Annotated in this window: 13 protein-coding genes, 1 other RNA gene and 1 pseudogene; 6 read left to right on the forward strand and 9 right to left on the reverse strand. The window is 56.3% G+C overall.

Annotation, left to right across the window (positions count from 1 at the left end):
* The 9 genes from ACEQU8_RS09820 to ACEQU8_RS09860 all read right to left on the reverse strand — a co-directional run.
* Positions 1–2902 (reverse strand): ATP-binding protein (locus tag ACEQU8_RS09820; protein WP_370263261.1); only part of this gene is annotated, 2902 nt, incomplete at its 3' end.
* On the reverse strand, positions 2895–3530 hold the full coding sequence (locus tag ACEQU8_RS09825; protein ID WP_370263277.1) for a DUF4194 domain-containing protein: 636 nt from the start codon (positions 3528–3530) through the stop codon (positions 2895–2897). The genes ACEQU8_RS09820 and ACEQU8_RS09825, both read right to left, overlap by 8 nt.
* A gap of 67 nt (positions 3531–3597) precedes the next feature.
* Positions 3598–5052: a DUF3375 domain-containing protein gene (locus ACEQU8_RS09830; protein WP_370263262.1), complete on the reverse strand. Its 1455-nt coding sequence runs from the start codon at positions 5050–5052 to the stop codon at positions 3598–3600.
* A gap of 15 nt (positions 5053–5067) precedes the next feature.
* Positions 5068–5586, reverse strand: a complete 519-nt coding sequence (locus tag ACEQU8_RS09835) for a restriction endonuclease subunit S (protein WP_370263263.1) — start codon at positions 5584–5586, stop codon at positions 5068–5070.
* Between the two features lie 402 nt (positions 5587–5988).
* Positions 5989–6354, reverse strand: a transfer-messenger RNA (tmRNA) gene (gene ssrA, locus ACEQU8_RS09840).
* Between the two features lie 40 nt (positions 6355–6394).
* Positions 6395–7051 carry an HAD family hydrolase gene (locus tag ACEQU8_RS09845; protein WP_370263264.1) on the reverse strand — a complete coding sequence of 219 codons (657 nt, stop codon included), beginning with the start codon at positions 7049–7051 and terminating at the stop codon, positions 6395–6397.
* Between the two features lie 10 nt (positions 7052–7061).
* Complete coding sequence (gene ubiG, locus ACEQU8_RS09850; RefSeq protein ID WP_370263265.1) at positions 7062–7778, reverse strand: bifunctional 2-polyprenyl-6-hydroxyphenol methylase/3-demethylubiquinol 3-O-methyltransferase UbiG; 717 nt, start codon at positions 7776–7778, stop codon at positions 7062–7064.
* Between the two features lie 108 nt (positions 7779–7886).
* On the reverse strand, positions 7887–8543 hold the full coding sequence (gene ompA / locus ACEQU8_RS09855; protein ID WP_370263266.1) for an outer membrane protein OmpA: 657 nt from the start codon (positions 8541–8543) through the stop codon (positions 7887–7889).
* 129 nt (positions 8544–8672) lie between these two features.
* Positions 8673–9941: an amidohydrolase family protein gene (locus tag ACEQU8_RS09860; RefSeq protein ID WP_370263268.1), complete on the reverse strand. Its 1269-nt coding sequence runs from the start codon at positions 9939–9941 to the stop codon at positions 8673–8675.
* 175 nt (positions 9942–10116) lie between these two features.
* On the opposite strand from ACEQU8_RS09860, the gene gyrA reads away from it, so the two are divergent.
* The 6 genes and pseudogenes from gyrA to ACEQU8_RS09890 form a co-directional block, all read left to right on the forward strand.
* Positions 10117–12735, forward strand: coding sequence for a DNA gyrase subunit A (gene gyrA, locus ACEQU8_RS09865; RefSeq protein WP_370263269.1), 2619 nt, complete (start codon positions 10117–10119; stop codon positions 12733–12735).
* 18 nt (positions 12736–12753) lie between these two features.
* Complete coding sequence (gene serC, locus ACEQU8_RS09870) at positions 12754–13872, forward strand: 3-phosphoserine/phosphohydroxythreonine transaminase (protein WP_370263270.1); 1119 nt, start codon at positions 12754–12756, stop codon at positions 13870–13872.
* Positions 13869–14954 (forward strand): prephenate dehydratase, encoded by a 1086-nt coding sequence (gene pheA / locus ACEQU8_RS09875; RefSeq protein WP_370263272.1) that lies wholly within the window; start codon positions 13869–13871, stop codon positions 14952–14954. The genes serC and pheA overlap by 4 nt, the downstream gene beginning before the upstream one ends.
* 41 nt (positions 14955–14995) lie before the next feature.
* Entirely contained in the window at positions 14996–16120 is a 1125-nt protein-coding gene (hisC, locus tag ACEQU8_RS09880) for a histidinol-phosphate transaminase (RefSeq protein WP_370263273.1), read from the forward strand.
* A gap of 2 nt (positions 16121–16122) precedes the next feature.
* A complete protein-coding gene (locus ACEQU8_RS09885; protein WP_370263275.1) occupies positions 16123–17010 on the forward strand; it encodes a prephenate dehydrogenase in 888 nt (295 codons plus the stop codon).
* A 42-nt stretch (positions 17011–17052) separates the two neighbouring features.
* Positions 17053–17770: pseudogene (locus ACEQU8_RS09890) on the forward strand (3-phosphoshikimate 1-carboxyvinyltransferase); the annotation flags it as partial.

The raw sequence follows: 17770 nt of genomic DNA on the forward strand, positions 1-17770 counted from the left end.
CAACCCTTCGCGCCCCCCGGAAACGGTCGATGATGGCCTTGACCTGCAGGAATTTTGCTTCGGAATACTGGGCGTCATCCGAACCTGTGACAGCGCCTTCGGTGCAGGCGCGCAATTCCTGTTGGAAGTCGCGGATCTCGGCGTCAGGGCTGGACTGCGACTCCAGCACGATGTAGCGGCCAGGGTTGTAGTCGATCTCGCCCAGAGATTTGTTGATGTGGGCGATGCGCTCCTTGATGGTTTCGCGCTCACGGGCCAACTGAGCATTGAAGTTCGCGATTTCATTGATGGTGTTGACGTTGAGCAGTTCCTTGAAGCGCGAAACAAAACGCGGCAGGTCGTCGCGGTTCAGTTGCGTCAGCAGGTTTTCATATTCAAAGGCCGCTTCAAGGCTGGCATCCATCTCAGCCGTCTCCAGCTTGAATGTCTCCTTGAAGGAGGCCATGGCTTTGATGATCTTCTCCGCTAGACGTTTGAGCTTCAAGTCCTCGGCGTCAATCCTTGACTGCAGCCATGTGCGCACGTCCTGCTCGCGGTTATCACAGGATTCAACCGTAAGTTGGTGTTCCCCCAAAGCCTCGGCGCGCATAGTTTCGAGCTTTGCCAACAATCCATCGTCGATGACAAAACCATGAAGCCGCTCCATGGTTTGCTGGCGGAGGTCTTGCGCGTCAGAGCGCCGCTGTTCCACTTTGGCGCGCTTCTCGCGCGCAGTTTGCAACTCTTCTCCTGTTTCCTTCTGCGCCTTCAGCAAGGAGCGCAGGTTTTCGTTCAACTGTTTGAGTACATCCGATGCTGACTCCAGCCGGTTACGCTCATCCACCAACTGTGCAATTTCGGTGGCGACGCTGGCCCAATCTTGCTCTTCGAACGCCGTAAACTCTTCGAGACGGGTCAGCGCATCAAGACGGCTGGCGAGCTCATCACGTTGTTTCTGGATAATACCGATTTCACTGCCAAATTCGCCGAGCTGAGCTTCCAGCTGACGGCGCTTGGCCTCCAGTACCGCGATCTTGGCACTGTTGCTCCAGCCTAGTACGTAGCGGCTGCGATCATCGATACGGTGACGGTCATTCTTTTCGTGTCGGCCACTCGGGTCTTTGATCTGGCCCGCGCGGGTGATGGCGCGGGTTTCGCGACGGAATTGCTCTTGCGTGGCGCAACACGCGACGTCAAACCGATGGGCTAGTTCACGTTCCAGCCAATCGTAGTGCGGTGAGTCTGGCTTGATGGCCAGCTTGCGTACCAAGGAATCACGGTGGAGGTCGGGCAGTTCAGCGGACTTGCGTGACCGTACATGAAAGTACACCAGGCGGCCACGCAGATGGGCACCATCCACCCATTCGGCTACGGCCTTGTAACGCGCATCCGGAACCAGTAGCGCCAGGCCAAAGCCGCGCAGCAAACGTTCGGCAGCGCCTTCCCAATCGCGCTCGTCCTCACGGACCTGAATCAATTCACCAGCAAACGGCATTTCCTCCACGTTTAGTCCTAGTGCCGCACACATCGTGGCGCGGATCTGGATCTGCTGGTCATCAATGTTGCTGCGTCGGCGCTTGAGGCTTTCGATCTCCAAAGTCTGTTGGTCATGCTCTTGCTTGCCTTGGCGCAAAGTCACACCGTGTTCAGTGAGGGTGTTTTGCAGATCAGCATCGCGGTTGCGTGCATCCTCGCGCCAGTTTTGATACTTGCCGCGCTGCACGACGAAGGTGGTGGCATCGGTCGCTGGTGGCTCACCCAGTACGGCGGTCAGTTCACCATAGCGACTGGCCTTGGCCTTACGGGTATCCCGCAGTTGCTCTTTTTTTCGAATCTCGACGGCAAGGCGTTCCAGCCGATCGCCGCCATTGTCGTTGATGGCCTGTTTAAGTTCATCTACTTGCTGGCCTTGCGTCTCCTGCGCAGCATCCAGTTTTTGTACTTGTGCATTCACGCGCTCCCATTCTTCAGCCAGCGAGCTCAGGCGTTTATCTATAAGCCCAAGCTTCAGGCCCGCAAAGTGGGGTCTCAGACTATCCCGGCATCCGCGCAGGCTGTCGACCTCGGCTGCCAGCGCCTTGTGGCGGCCACAGTCATCAATCAGAGGCGTGAGCAATTCGACCTGCTGCTGGGTTTTCAGTACGGCCTGATGGGCGCGATTGAGGTCATCGAAGTGGCCGATCAAGGCCTGCAGTCGCGGGCCAACCTCGAAGGGTTCAAGCATATGGCTACGCACGAAATCCGTCAGGTTACCCACGGACTTCATCGACACCGTCTGGTGGAACAATTCCAGCGCCTGATCGTTTTCAATGCCGAAGCGCCGACGGAACCATGCCGCATAGGGTGGAAAGCTATCGTGCAATTCGGCGCCAAGCCCGCGCAGCTTCTTGCGCAGCTGGGCAATGTCCGACCCGAAATGTGAAAAGTCAGTTGCAATAGATAGTGCACGCTCCGCACCCAAGAAGAACCGAGCTGGCTGCCCCTGAGCCTCCTTCATCCAGAACACCTGCGCCAGCGTTACGGTCTGGTCGTAGCCCGCGTTGTGGAAAACACCCAAGATCACCGAGTAGCTGTTGTGGTCTCGCAGGCTCACCGGCTTGGCCGCGCCGGTGACCTCATTGCGCTCGGATTTGTAGTGCCCCAGTACATAGGAGCGCAGCGTTCTTTCCTTGCTGTCCGCTCCGGCGGCCTTGTTGTAGGCGATTCGATTGGCAGGCACCAGCAGAGTGGTAATGGCATCCACCAAGGTGGATTTGCCCGAGCCAATATCACCCGTAAGCAAGCCATTCTTGCCATCCAGTTGCAGCGTCCACACCCGGCCGTCAAAAGTGCCCCAGTTGAATGCCTCCAGCCGCGTAAGCCGAAAGCCCGACAGCGTGTCATCGGCGCAGAAGTCCAGGCCGAGTGATTGCGGATCATTCATTGCCGGCACCTTCCTTGGTGTTGCTCACTCCCGCCAGCTGAGATTGATACGTGACCAGGCGCGTATCGAATTCGGCCAGCCATTGGGCGTCGACAAAGGCTTTCAGAATCCGCCGCACCTCGAAAGTGGCGGGCCCGACTGCCGCGCCACCGGCGGGTTTGAGCTTCTTCAGAAAACCCAGTTCGACCACCTTGTTGATCGTCGTCTCGATCTGATCGATCAGTTTGGCCTCATTCGGGCCATCAGGCAGGAACACCCGCACCAGCTCCACGATGTCGTCGCGGGATAGCACAAGTCGTGTGTCCCCGCCACCCGCGTCGAACTCGGCCAGTTTCTTGCGCAGTAGGGCAAGCAACAAACTCACGGCGAAGGACAGCGGGCGGCGTGCCACCAAGCGGGGCAAACGTGGTGATGAATCGTCGTCGGCAGGCTCGGGACGGCTTTTCAGGAATGCATAGCCTTCTGCCTCATCCAGCACCAGATCAAGATTCAACACCGCCACGTAATCACGGACTCGTGCTTGCAGGTTCAGCAGAGCTGCCCAGTGGCGTTCATCGCTATCCCGGTAGAGCACACCTTTGAGCAAGCCGATCAGCAAAACCGACAAATCAGCGGCTGGAACCACCATCGGGTGTCCAGTCGGTGTTGTGCTCAAGAATTCCTCTCCCATCCCTTGCCTCAGCTTTTGTTCTTTTTCAACGCATGAAGATCACGCGGGGCAGTCGCGCACTGCGGGTAATAACTTGACCATCCGTTGTCACTGCCTGCCAGCGGATGGGTTCGGGGGTGTCTTCGTCCACCACGGTGATGAATGCTTCACTGCCCAATTGCAGATAGGCAACCAACTCGGCCAGCCCCTGTAGTAAGGGCTGATTCGCTACCAACTCACTCAAAGTGATCTGGGCGCGATCTTGCAAAGCGTGGCGGATATGGCGGGTAAGCCGCGCCTTGTCGACAACCAGCTGATCGAACAATGCCGATGGGTCAATATCTTCATCACCCGTTTGCAAGGCCAGATCGGCAATCACGGGTTTGATGGCGGGGGTGAACAGGGGCCGCTCCATTGCCAGCTCAATATCTGCGCAGGACTCAGCCATTTCCATCACGTTGCCAGGAGGGGGGGCATCGCGTAGCGCCAGCACCTTGCTCTCTATGCCATGCAGAATGTCCATGATGCGGCGATTTTCCAGCCAAGCCTGATCGTCCAGAAAACGGCGCAACTGCTGTGACAAAGCGGCGACGGTGCGTTGGGTATGTTCGCCCGCTTCCATCCAGTCGTAATGCACGCGGCGGGTCCGTGTATCTGGGTTCAGGTCCGCCACCGCGGGCAGTGCGAGCACGCGATCCAGCAGCTCGGTCAACTCTTCCTGACGACGGCTGGATAGCAGAAAGTCCCAGAAGGCGCGAAAGCTCTTACCCTGATCAGAATCGGCAATGACATCGCGCTCGCCCATAATGTCCTCCAACAGGTCGCCTTTGCTGCCCTCCCACAGCGCGATGCGCTCACGCACGCGCCGGTCCAACTGACGAAAGTTATGTTCCACCTCGCGAAAGTCAGTCAGCAGCTCGCGCGCACCTTGCATAAATTGCTGGAAGCGATCTTTCACCGCCGTGTCATCTAGCAGCGGCACATCTCCAGACAACACCCGGGCGATCTCGGCGTCGAGGTCATCACGTTTTTTATGCAGCTTGGCGATGCGTTTGGCCGGGTCCGCCTCGCTGCCTTCGCTCATCTCTTTGAGAAGGTCAAACAGCGTGAGTAGGCGGGATTCCGTGCCGATGAACTGCCGTTCGCTGAGATCTGCCAGCCAGGCGATAGCCTTTTCGGTCGCGGGCGTCAAATCGAATTGCGCCTCGTCCGTGCCGGAGCGGTAGAACTTGCGCAACCATCCCTTATCGGGCGCGGCCCAATCGTTCAGGTACTCCAGCGCGGGTTTGGGAAAGACGTTTTCACCCATGTGCAGGCGCAAGGCATACAGCTCGTCCTCCAACGCTTCGGCCAAATCCGCCGCCGCCATCACCCGCACGTTCGGTGCCACGAACACCCGCTGCAGAAAACTCGCTACCAGCGGTGCATGATCGGAGCGCAACAGCCGCCATGCGGGGTGGTGGCTGCGCAGGGCATCCAAGGCGGTGTAGTCGAGGGTCACCAGTTAGTCCACCATTTATAGATACTTCTGCAGGATCGCCTGTTTGCGGGCGGCTGCGCCGTCAATCACCGCTTGGGCATCGGAAATCTGCTTTTCCAGTGCATCGATCTTGGCGACCAATTTCTTCTGTTCCGCGAGGGATGGCACCGGCACCTTTATATTTTTCATCTTCGTGGCCTTGATGTTGTTGGGGTCACCGGACTTCACCGCCAAAGAAACCATTCCCTTGCGGAAGACCTCCGAGTTCATGATGCAGCCCAAGTATCGCGGCAGCACCTTGGAAGAGTCAGGAACGATCCTCACCAAATACGAGACGTAGCAGCAATCTCCATCCAGGTCGAACAGCCCGACCTTGCCAATGTGCTCGAGGCTGCCGTTATCCACCATCCGGCCACGGATGATCTCGTTCAGTCGGAAGATCCTGTGGCCGACACCGCCCTCGTTCATGGCTTCGTTCAGGCCGTACTGAATATTAGTGGCCAGCTTGTCGACTTCAATCTGTTGCCTAGTAGATGAATACATCCCGGCAACCATGTCCTCCATCCCCTTCGCAGCCTTCGCGATGGATTGCGCAGCCTTCTCGACGGATTTATCTTCTGCACCGATATCATCAACGACCTTCTTCTGAGTTTCGAGCGGGGGGACAGGAATCGGAAGGCTGGCCTAGAACGACTCCGGGACTCTTCTGTGGCCACTTGATCCGGTCATGTTCTTTTCCGCGACATCCCGAATTTCCGGGCGATTCAAAAAAGCAAACAAATACTCCGGCACTGCAATCGAAGTATTTGAGCTGAATACATGGAACTCAGAACTGCCAAATGCCAGCCTGCAGTGCAGGTCAGTGACCAGAGCACATTTCCCGTTTTCCATGCACGGCGTAATCCTTGCCACGATCATGTCGTTCTCGGCACTGAAGATTATCCGAGCCCTTCAATTTGGTGGAGCCGGCGGGAATTGAACCCGCGTCCGCAAATCCTCCACTACCAGTTCTACGTGCGTAGTCTTCTTATTTGAATTTAGCAATCAGCCCCGGGAAGAGACACCCTGAGCTGACCGCGAGTTGCTTGATTTAACTCCCTGTGTTGCAACACCACAAAGAGCGGTCCGATGTGAAATGATCCCACTGCAGGTTTGACCCCGCCCAGCCCATCGGCAAGCTGGTGTAGGACCTAGCGGCAATTAAGCGGCTAGAGCGAAACGATCGTCGTTTGCGTTTAAAGTTTTCCAGATGGATTTACGAGGTCACTGGTCCTCGACACGCCCCAATAGCTTTGCAATCCACGTCGAAACCGGATCGGCCCCAGGGACTGCAAGTATAAGCCTGTCTCCCACCGCTTGCAAATCAGGTGTTGTTGTTTACCCAGGTGGCCAGGTCATGAGGGGAATTAAGAATGAGGTCGGCCCCCCAGTGTTGAATGTCGCTGGCAATGTAGCCGTAGCGCACCGCAACACTGTACATGCCTGCCGCTTGGCCGGCTTGAATGTCCCGGGCATCGTCCCCCACCATCACACATGCGTCACAGGGCAGGCGCAGTTCTGCCGCGGCCATGAGGCATGGCAGAGGGGAGGGCTTGGGTTTCTCGGCGGTGTCTCCGCCAATGAGCACGCTGCAGTGTTGCAGCAGGTCCAACTCATTCAAAAGTTTTTCGGCCAGGTAGTAGGGCTTGTTGGTGACCACGCCCCAGCGCAACCCTTTGGATTGGAGGCCGTGCAACAAAGGCACAATACCGCTGTAAGGGGCGCTGTCGCGCGCGATGCGTTCCTCATAACGTTGAAGAAACTCGCCACGCATCGCCTGAAATTCGGGATAGTGGGGCTCTAGCCCAAAACCCGCTTTGAGCAGGGCTCGCGCACCGCCCGATGAAAGGTGTTGCATGGCTTGCAGTGGGGTGATGTCTACGCCCCGATCACTTTGCATGTCTTGAATGGTGCCGCAGAGGTCGGGGGCTGTGTCTACCAAGGTGCCGTCCAGATCAAACAGCACTGCCTTGTAACGCATGTTTTAATCCTCAGACCGGTTTGCGGCAAGCCACCATGTAGTTCACATCGGTGTCTTTGGCCAAGCGATAAATTTTGGTCAGTGGGTTATACACCAATCCAATAATTTCTGAAAACTCCAGCCCCGCCTGCCGACTGTACTGCGCAAGTTCAGAAGGTTTGATGAATTTTTCGTAGGCATGGGTGCCTTTGGGCAGCAGGTTGAGCACATACTCGGCGCCAACAATCGCAAACAAAAAGCTTTTGGGGTTCCGGTTGATGGTTGAAAAAAACAACCATCCACCAGGTTTGCACAGGTCCGCACAGGCTTTCACGGTTTGTGAGGGATCGGGCACGTGTTCAAGCATTTCAAGGCAAGTGACGACATCGTATTGGCCTTGTTGTTCCCCTGCCAATTGCTCAGCGGAAACCGCGCGGTAATTCACGTTGTTTACGCCAGTTTCCAGCTTGTGGAGTTCAGCCACTTTGAGTGATTTGTCGGCGAGATCGATGCCAAGCACCTGTGCACCGCGACGCGCCATGCTTTCGGCCAAAATGCCACCACCGCAGCCCACGTCCAGTACAGTTTTGCCCTGCAGCCTGACGCGCTCGTCGATCCAATTCAAACGCAGGGGATTAATTTCGTGAAGTGGCCGAAACTCGCTGTTTGGGTCCCACCATTTGGCGGCGAGAGCCGAAAACTTGGCCAATTCAGAGGGGTCGAAGTTGCTGTTTTGGGTACTGCTCATGGAATTGCCTAAAAAATAATCCACACACCTTTTTAGTTTACCTGAGCACCAAACAAAAAAGCCCGGCACTTGGCCGGGCTTTTCTGATTCCAGTCAAAAAGCGCTGAATTACTTCATTACTTTTTGTGTTGCGTTGAATTCGATTTCAACGCGACGGTTCTTGGCGCGGCCTTCGCGGGTCTTGTTGTCCGCTACTGGCTGGCTTTCGCCCATGCCTTTGATCTGGATGCGGTCAGCAGGTACGCCCTTGCTTACCAGATAGTCCTTCACAGCCTGAGCGCGACGCTCGGACAGCTTCTGGTTGTAGGCATCGGAACCGATGGAGTCGGTGTGGCCAACAGCGATGACGCTGTTCAGCTCAACTTGACCCAGCTTTGCCACTTCAGCGTCGATGCGGTCTTTACCGCCTTGCTTCAGTGTGGCCTTGTCGAAGTCGAAGTAAGCATCGGCTTCCAGGTTAACCTTGGTGATCACGGGTTTTGGTGCAGGAGCAGGCTCAGGAGCAGGTGCTGGGGCAGCAACAGGCGCAGGAGCGGGCTTCTTGGGGATCAGGTCTGGATCGCATTCTTGCGTGGCCAGTGCGGCTGTGAAATAGCTGGTGCGTACGCACTCGCCGGAGCCATCTTTAACAACCTTGCCGCTAGCGTCCACTACGTAGCCAGCCAGGCCTTCGTTTTTGTCTGTGGTGTGGGCCATTGCGGCGGTTGACGCTGTACCGATGGCTATAGCCATCAACACTTGCGTGAGAGTCGACATTTTTTTCATTGTTGCTCCTTGGGTTAAATAGGGGTTCAAGCTGGTTGGTAGTCTACAGCAGAGGCTGTAAAGGTGTTCACCCTCTCAACCAACTTTCTCGACACGAGTCTGCCACAGTCGTTGGGTTTTTAGCATGATTTAAGCCACTATTTGTGCCCTTTTCCCGACAAGCTGTTGCGATTGCACAACTTGGGTGCCTGCCACCCAAACATGCTCCACATCCCGGGAAGCCCCGCTGTAAGCCAGTTTCGAGACCAGGTTGTTGTTGGGCAGTTGGTGGGGATGATCGCCAATGGTGACGGCAATCAAATCTGCCTGCAATCCGGGAGCGATTGCACCGATTTGGTGCTCTAGTCCAAGCGCTTTTGCTGCGTCACAGGTTAAGCTTTGCAACAGTTTGCCCGCGGGCCAGGCCGTGGCGTCGCTTGCCACCCCTTTGGCCAACAAAGAGGCGAGGCGACCCTCCTCCCACAGGTCAAGTTTGTTGTTGCTGGCTGCCCCGTCTGTCCCCACCACCACACGTACACCTTGCTCCAACGCCTGTGCGCAGGGGGCCAAACCGCTGGCCAATTTCAAATTGGAGCTTGGGCAATGCACGAGCGTGGCGCCTGCTTCAGACATGTGCTGTAACTCTTGGGCGTTCAAGTGCACGCCATGAACAGCGAGTAATCGTTCGTTCACCAGGCCAAGCCGCTTTAAGCGGTCAAACGGGCGCTTGCCGGTGCGGCTGACAGCATCGGCAACCTCACTGGCTGTTTCATGCAGATGGCAGTGTATGGGCAAATCAAGTTCCTCGGCCAAGGTGCCTAGCCTGGTAAACGTGTCGTCACTTACCGTGTACGGGGCGTGGGGGGACACGCTCCAGTGAACGGTGTTTTCGCCCTTGAATTTGTCTCTTGCGGCAAGACCTTGGTCGATATATTGCGCGGCCTCAGCGGCGTAGCGGGTGGGAAATTCAATGACCGTGACACCAGCGACCACTCTCGAGCCCACGTCCAGCGCAGCTTGGGCAATTTGGTCGGGGTAAAAATACATGTCGTTGAATGTGGTAATGCCTCCCAACAGCATTTCGGCGGCTGCCAGCACGGTGCCGTCGTAGACGAACTCCGAATCGGCCAGTGCGCCTTCAAGAGGCCAAATGCGGTTTTGTAGCCAGTCGTGCAGGGCCATATCGTCGGCGGCACCCCGCAGCAGGTTCATGGCCGCGTGGGTGTGCATGTTAATCAGACCCGGCATCAGCACCTGCCTGGGCAGGTGGTGCATTTGGGCTTCGGGGTGGGCTTGGCTCAATTCAGCGGCTGGGCCCACGGCGGCAATTCGCTCGCCCTGGATTAAAACACCATGGTTTTCAAGCACTTCACAGTTGTTGTGTGGGCTAAGCAGCCAGCGGGGTAACAGCAGTTGCATGGGCAGGGTCACTTGTTGAATTGGAACGCATGGGCGCGCCCCGTGGGGCTGATTTTGGCTGATACAATCAAAGGCTTGCAAGTGCAACGCCCAAGGATGTGCGGTGCTTTGGCCTTAAAGCGCCTTTGCCCGGTGGTCGTCTTGTTCTCCCCGATTCTCAACGACTAGAAAAAACATGGATTCATTCGCAAAAGAAACACTCCCCATCAGTCTTGAAGAGGAGATGCGCCGCTCATACCTCGATTACGCCATGAGCGTCATTGTGGGGCGTGCGCTGCCTGATGTGCGGGACGGCTTAAAGCCGGTGCACCGCCGGGTGTTGTTTGCAATGCACGAGTTGAACAACGATTGGAACCGAGCGTATAAAAAGTCCGCCCGTATTGTCGGTGATGTGATTGGTAAATACCACCCGCACGGCGATTCGGCAGTCTATGACACCATTGTGCGCATGGCGCAGGATTTCTCACTGCGTTATACGTTGGTGGACGGGCAAGGTAACTTTGGCTCCATTGACGGTGACAACGCTGCCGCAATGCGATACACCGAAATTCGCCTTGACAAAATTGCCCACGAAATGCTCCTGGACATCGACAAGGAAACCGTCGATTTTGGTCCCAACTACGATGGCAGCGAAAAAGAACCACGGGTTTTGCCGGCGCGTCTTCCCAATTTGCTGGTCAATGGCTCCTCAGGCATTGCCGTGGGTATGGCCACCAACATGCCACCGCACAACTTGAAAGAAGTGGTTGCGGCCTGTTTGTTTGCCATTGATACACCCGATTGCACCGTTGAAGATCTGATTGAACTGATTCCCGCGCCCGACTTTCCAACCGCGGGCATTATTTACGGCATTGCAGGCGTACGCGAAGGTTACCGCACAGGCCGCGGCCGCGTGGTGATGCGGGCCAAAACCCATTTTGAAGACATTGACCGTGGCAACCGTGTGGCCATCATCGTCGACGAACTGCCCTACCAAGTGAACAAGAAAAGCCTGCTGGAGCGCATCGCCGAGCTGGTCCAGGAAAAAAAGATTGAGGGCATCTCCGACATCCGCGATGAGTCTGACAAAGATGGCATTCGCGTGGTGATTGAGCTAAAGCGTGGCGAAGTGCCTGAGGTGGTGCTCAACAACCTGTACAAAAACACCCAGTTGCAAGACACCTTTGGCATCAACATGGTGGCGCTGGTGGATGGGCAGCCCAAGCTGCTGAATCTTAAAGAGCTGATTGTTTACTTTTTGCAGCACCGCCGTGAGGTGGTGACACGCCGCACCGTGTTTGAGCTGCGCAAAGCGCGCGAGCGGGGCCACGTGCTTGAAGGTTTGGCGGTGGCTTTGGCCAACATCGACGAGTTCATCGCCATCATCAAGGCGGCGCCCACACCGCCCGTGGCCAAAGCAGAATTGCTCGCCCGTGGTTGGGATTCATCCTTGGTGCGAGAGATGTTGAATCGTACCGAGTTGGCTGATTCTGGTGGGGCCAAAGCATTCCGCCCCGAGGGCCTGCCCAGCCGCCTGGGTTTGCAAGACGACGGTTTGTATCGTTTAAGTGAAGTACAGGCGCAGGAAATTTTGAACATGCGCCTGCAGCGCCTCACTGGGCTTGAGCAAGACAAGATCATCAATGAATACCGTGAGGTGATTGATCAAATTGCTGACTTGTTGGACATCCTGAGTAAACCGGCTCGCATCAACCAAATTATCAAAGACGAACTCAGTGGCATTGGCAATGAGTTTGGCGACGAGCGACGCTCCACCATCGAGTTCAATGCCACCGAGCTGGGCACAGAGGACCTGATCACACCCCAAGACATGGTGGTCACCTTGTCCCATTCCGGGTATATCAAGAGCCAGCCCCTGACCGAGTACCGCGCTCAGAAGCGGGGTGGACGTGGTAAGCAGGCCGCCACCACGAAAGACGACGACTGGATCGATTACCTCTTTGTGGCCAACACCCACGACACGATTTTGTATTTCTCCAATCGGGGCCGGGTGTACTGGCTCAAAGTGTATGAGGTGCCTCAGGGCTCGCGTACTTCGCGCGGACGTCCCATCATCAACATGCTGCCCCTGGAAGACGGTGAAAAAATCACGGCCATGCTGCCCGTGAAAGATTTTGAAGATGAGGACAAATACGTTTTCATGGCCACCAGTTTGGGCACGGTCAAAAAGTCCAAGTTGAGCGATTTCTCGCGACCCATGAAGCGCGGAATTATTGCAGTTAACCTGGATGACGGCGATTTCCTCATTGGTGCGGCCATGACCGATGGTCACCATGATGTGATGCTGTTCAGCGACGCAGGCAAGGCTGTGCGCTTTGATGAAAACGATGTGCGCGCCATGGGCCGCAATGCCCGTGGTGTGCGTGGCATGAACCTGGAAGAGGGGCAGCAAGTGATCGCCTTGCTGGTTGCCGAAAATGAAAACCAGTCAGTGCTGACGGCCACTGAGCACGGCTACGGCAAGCGCACCCCGGTGGCCGAATACACCCGTCATGGGCGTGGTACCAAGGGCATGATCGCCATCCAAACCTCAGAGCGAAACGGTAAAGTGGTGTCGGCCGTGCTGGTCAACCCCAATGATGAAATCATGCTAATTACCACCGGCGGTGTGCTGGTGCGCACCCGCGTGTCTGAAATTCGTGAAATGGGGCGAGCCACCCAAGGTGTAACCCTCATTAGCGTGGATGAAGGCACGTGGCTGTCTGGTTTGCAGCGCATTGTTGAATCTGATGCAGAAGAGGCCGAAGAAGACGGCGATGCCGACCAGCCTGCTGCCCCCGGTGAAACCCAATAAGGCGGGGTGAGGCAACACATGTCCCGAGTCTGGAATTTTTCTGCAGGCCCCGCCGCTTTGCCCGAAGTGGTGTTGCAACGCGCAGCCCAAGAGATGTTGGATTGGCGGGGCAAGGGCTTGTCTGTGATGGAAATGAGCCACCGCAGCCCCGAATACACCGAGATTTTTGAAAAGACCCGCAGCGACTTCAAAACGCTGATGCAAGTGCCAGACACCCATGAGGTCTTGTTCATGCAAGGCGGTGCAGTGGGCATGAATGCGATTGTGCCAATGAATTTGCTCCAAGGGTTTGAGCAGGCCGCTTTTGTCAACACTGGCGCGTGGTCAAAAAAAACCACCAAAGAGTTTGGCAAATACGCCCTGGCTCGCGTGTTGGCCGACAACAGCGCGCCCCATGGCGAACTGGCAGCCTCCACCTATGTGCCCGACTGCACCAACCTGGTCGAACGAGTGAATGGCCAAGGCATGGCCTACCTGCATTACTGTGACAACGAGACCATCGGCGGGGTTGAGTTCAACGGCCAGATTGAAGCCTTGAGCACCCAGTTGGACTGCCCGGTGGTCGCAGACATGTCGTCCAATATTTTGTCCAAGACGCTTGATGTTTCGCGCTATGGCGTGATTTATGGCGGGGCACAAAAAAACATAGGTCCAGCCGGGGTTACTCTGGTGATTGTGCGCAAAGACCTGCTCAACAGAGCTTTGCCCATCTGCCCTTCGGCGTTTGAGTTTGCCACAGTGGCCGAGCATGGGTCGATGTACAACACCCCACCCACGTATTCCATCTACATCGCTGGTTTGGTGTTTGAGTGGTTGCTTGCTCAGGGTGGCGTGCAGTGGGCGCAGGCCCAGGCCGAGCAAAAGGCGGGTTTGCTATACCAAACCATTGACGCCAGTGGCTTTTACAAGTGCCCAGTGCCCAAACCAGACCGTTCAAAAATGAATGTGCCCTTTACCTTGGCCGATGAGTCTTTGAATTCAGAGTTTTTAAAACGCGCGGCGCAGGCGGGTTTAGTGCAATTGAAGGGGCATAAATCGGTGGGCGGCATGCGCGCCTCCATCTACAACGCCATGCCTTTGGCTGGGGTTAAAGCGTTGGTGGAGTTTATGCAGGCTTTTGAAAAGGATGTGGCATGACCGACATCAACAATGAGCTTGCCAAGTTTAGGGATCAGATTGACGACATCGATCAGCAGCTGTTGAAGCTGTTGAACCAGCGCGCGAGCCTAGCCCAGTCGATTGGCCATGTGAAGGCCAAAACCGATGCCCCGGTGATGCGGCCCGAACGCGAGGCGCAGGTGTTGGACAAGTTGAATGCAGCCAATCAAGGCCCCTTGAGCGCTCAGCACATCAACACTTTGTTCAAAGAGATCATGTCCGCATGTCGCTCCCTTGAACGTGAGGTGCAGGTTGCCTTTCTAGGGCCCTTGGGCACCTACAGCGAGCAAGCGGTGTGGGCGTTTTTTGGGCATTGCGTGCAGGCTGAACCCGTTGAAACCATTGAAGAGGCGTTTCGCCAGTTGCATGCGCAGCAGGTGGACTTTGCCGTGGTGCCCGTGGAAAACTCCACCGAAGGCTCGGTGGCCCGAACGCTTGACGCTTTGGTGGAATCCAAAGCCCAAATTTGCGGTGAAGTGCAGTTGGCAATACACCACCAATTGCTTTGCCAAACGGGCACCCTGAAAGGTATTCGCAAAATTTGTGCCCATCCGCAAGCTTTGGCGCAATGCCGCAACTGGTTGCAGCAACACGCCCCCAATATTGAACAAGAGGCCGCCGCCAGCAATGGCGCCGCGGCTCAACTGGCCAGCCAAGACCCCACTGTGGCCGCCATTGCGGGCCAGGCTGCACGTGAGCGCTATGGTTTAAAGGCTTATCAAGAGCACATTCAAGACGACGCTCACAACACCACGCGGTTTTTGGTGCTGGGTCACCAATGCACGGGCCCTTCCGGCAAAGACAAAACCAGCATTGTGGCCTCTGTGCCCAACCAGCCCGGGGCCGTGTACAAAATGCTGGAGCCACTGAACGCAGAAAATGTGTCCATGACGCGGCTGGAGTCGCGGCCTGCACGCAATGGTCGATGGGAGTATTATTTTTTTATCGACCTGGAAGGTCATCAAACTGAGCCCGCGGTTAAAAAGGCCTTGGATCAGCTTCAAAAGTCTGCTTCATTCCTGCATGTGTTGGGCTCGTACCCCGCCGCACAGCGGGGCTAAGTTTAAAGAGTTGTTGTCCCCCTGATTGATTCGAGAGCATTATGCAAACCCTTACCGAACTCGCCCCAGAATTTATCCGTGCCATCGCCCCATATCGCGCGGGCAAGCCAGTGGCTGACGTGGTGCGCGAGTTGGGTTTGGACCCCAGCTCAGTGGTCAAGCTTGCGTCCAACGAAAACCCATTGGGCCTGGGCAGCAAAGCCAAGGCTGCAATTGCGCAAGCCGCTCAAGACCTGGGGCGCTACCCAGACGCCAATGGGTTTTCGCTCAAGGCCAGCCTGGCTGCAAAACATGGCGTAAAGCCCGAGCAAATCACCTTGGGCAACGGATCCAATGATGTGCTTGAGCTGGCTGCCAAGGCATTTTTGACCCATGGCACCAACGCGGTGTACTCACAGTACGCCTTTGCGGTTTACCCGCTGGCCACTCAGGGGTGCGGTGCGCAAAGCAAGGTGGTGCCAGCGGTCTGTTACACCCACGACCTCGACGGCTTTCTTAAAACCATCGATGCGCAAACCCGGGTGGTGTTTATTGCCAACCCCAACAACCCCACCGGCACGTTTGTGAACCAGCAAAAACTACTGGCTTTTTTAGACGCCGTGCCTTCGCATGTGTTGGTGGTGCTTGATGAAGCTTACAACGAGTTTTTGCGTCCTGAAGACCAATATGACTCCACTCAGTGGGTGGCAAAGTATTCCAATTTGCTGGTGTCTCGCAGTTTTTCCAAGGCATACGGCTTGGCGGGTTTGCGCGTGGGTTACTCGGTGAGCAGCACGGCGGTGGCCGATTTGCTGAACCGTGTTCGCCAGCCTTTTAATGTGAACTCCATCGCTTTGGCGGCTGCCGAGGCGGCTCTGGGGGATGCCGAGTTCCTGAAAAAAACCTACGAAGTCAACCTTGCTGGCCTTGAGCAACTGCAAAGCGGTTTTAAGTTTTTGGGTCTGGAGTACGTGCCCTCGTACGGCAACTTTGTGTTGGTCAAGGTGGGTAATCAGGCCGATTCTGGGGCCAAAGTGTTTGATGCGCTTCAGCGGCTGGGTGTGATTGTTCGCCCCGTGGGCAACTACGGTTTGCCCGAGTGGCTGCGCGTATCGGTGGGCCTGCCCCATGAAAACGAGGCGTTTTTAACGGCCTTGCCAAAAGCCCTTGCGCAAGTGGCAGGGTGAGCATGCCCAAGTCCTTGTTGTTTGATCGTTTGCTGGCCATTGGGGTTGGCTTGATTGGTGGTTCCATTTGCCTGGCCTCCAAGAAGCAAGGTTTGGCGGGGCATGTGTTGGGTTATTCCAGGCGCCTTGAAACCTCCCATGAGGCCCTGCGCCTGGGCTTGGTGGATGAATGTGTGGCCGGTGCGGATGACGCCAATTTGCGCAATGTCGATGCGGTGGTGCTTTCAATTCCCGTTCAACAATATCAACGCGTATTAACCCAATTTTTGCCCGTGTTGCCGCCCAATTGCCTTATTTTTGATGCGGGCAGCACCAAGTCGGACGTGCTGGAGGTGCTTGAGGCCCTGGAGCCGCAGTTTCCCGGCCTGTCTTCCAGGTTTGTATTGGCGCACCCCATTGCCGGTGGCGAGACTCACGGGCCCGCCGCGGCCACGGCCACTTTGTTTCAGGACCGCAGTTGTGTATTGTGTCCGCTGCCGCAAACCAATCCCGCATACCTCGGCAAGGTAGAGCGGCTGTGGAGCGCCCTTGGGGCTCGCATACGGCACATGAATGCGGTGGATCATGACGAAATGTTCGGGGCGGTCAGCCATTTGCCTCACTTGTTGGCTTTTGCCTATGTGGCCAGCGTGCTCAATCACCCCAAGGGCGAATTGTTCATGAAAGAGGGTGGCGCGGGGTACCGCGATTTCACGCGGATCGCCGCCAGCTCGCCCGAAATGTGGGCGGATATTTTCCAAAACAACAGCAAGGCATTGCTGGCCACGCTCGGCGAATTTGAGCGCACTGTGGGCCGTGTACGACAGGCCATTGAGCAATCGGATCGCAAGGCGCTCGAGCAGGTGCTGGTACAAGCCGCCAATTATCGCAGCGCCTGGAAGCCCCAGTAGGCGCCGCTTAAACTATTCCTTCCAACCTCATTTACATCAACCATGTCAGACCTCAACCTGATTGAATTCCATGCCTCTCACAGCCTGCGTATGGCTGGCAGTGCCCGCGTGCCTGGGGACAAGTCCATCTCACATCGTTCCATCATGATGGGTTCGATTGCCGAGGGGGTGACCGAGGTGCAGGGGTTCTTGGAGGGGGAGGATGCCATTTCCACCATGAATGCTTTTCGGGCCATGGGGGTGCGCATTGAAGGGCCTGACCAAGGGCGTGTTCGCGTGCATGGTGTGGGCTTGCATGGCTTGAAGGCGCCCGCAGCGCCTTTGGACTGTGGCAACAGTGGCACATCGATGCGTTTGATTTCCGGTCTTATGGCTGGGCAAGGCTTTGATGTAACACTGGTGGGCGATTCAAGCTTGTCCAAACGACCCATGAAACGCGTCATCGACCCTTTGCGTTTGATGGGAGCAAGTATTGATGCGCAAGAAGGAGGCAAGCCCCCCTTGCACATCAAAGGCAAAAAAGGCTTGAAAGGCATTTCGTATGTGCTGCCCATGGCCTCGGCCCAGGTAAAAAGCTGTGTGTTGTTGGCCGGTTTGTATGCTGACGGGGTCACGGAGACCACCGAACCTGCGGTGACGCGCGACCACACCGAGCGCATGTTGCGGGGTTTTGGCGTGGACGTGCAAACCGAGGGGGCCACGGCTCGGGTGCGTGGCGGTCAGGTGTTGAAGGCCACTCGAATTGATGTGCCGTCCGATA

Source organism: Limnobacter sp. (genome assembly GCF_964228395.1).
Lineage (GTDB): Bacteria > Pseudomonadota > Gammaproteobacteria > Burkholderiales > Burkholderiaceae_B > Limnobacter.

Bases quoted from the DNA above. Each gene is read 5' to 3' on its own strand.
- ACEQU8_RS09825 (WP_370263277.1), bottom strand. From the start codon at position 3,530: ATGGTGGTTCCAGCCGCTGATTTGTCGGTTTTGCTGATCGGCTTGCTC.
- ACEQU8_RS09835 (WP_370263263.1), bottom strand. From the start codon at position 5,586: ATGGTTGCCGGGATGTATTCATCTACTAGGCAACAGATTGAAGTCGAC.
- ACEQU8_RS09845 (WP_370263264.1), bottom strand. From the start codon at position 7,051: ATGCGTTACAAGGCAGTGCTGTTTGATCTGGACGGCACCTTGGTAGAC.
- ubiG (WP_370263265.1), bottom strand. From the start codon at position 7,778: ATGAGCAGTACCCAAAACAGCAACTTCGACCCCTCTGAATTGGCCAAG.
- ompA (WP_370263266.1), bottom strand. From the start codon at position 8,543: ATGAAAAAAATGTCGACTCTCACGCAAGTGTTGATGGCTATAGCCATC.
- ACEQU8_RS09860 (WP_370263268.1), bottom strand. From the start codon at position 9,941: ATGCAACTGCTGTTACCCCGCTGGCTGCTTAGCCCACACAACAACTGT.
- gyrA (WP_370263269.1), top strand. From the start codon at position 10,117: ATGGATTCATTCGCAAAAGAAACACTCCCCATCAGTCTTGAAGAGGAG.
- serC (WP_370263270.1), top strand. From the start codon at position 12,754: ATGTCCCGAGTCTGGAATTTTTCTGCAGGCCCCGCCGCTTTGCCCGAA.
- pheA (WP_370263272.1), top strand. From the start codon at position 13,869: ATGACCGACATCAACAATGAGCTTGCCAAGTTTAGGGATCAGATTGAC.
- hisC (WP_370263273.1), top strand. From the start codon at position 14,996: ATGCAAACCCTTACCGAACTCGCCCCAGAATTTATCCGTGCCATCGCC.
- ACEQU8_RS09885 (WP_370263275.1), top strand. From the start codon at position 16,123: ATGCCCAAGTCCTTGTTGTTTGATCGTTTGCTGGCCATTGGGGTTGGC.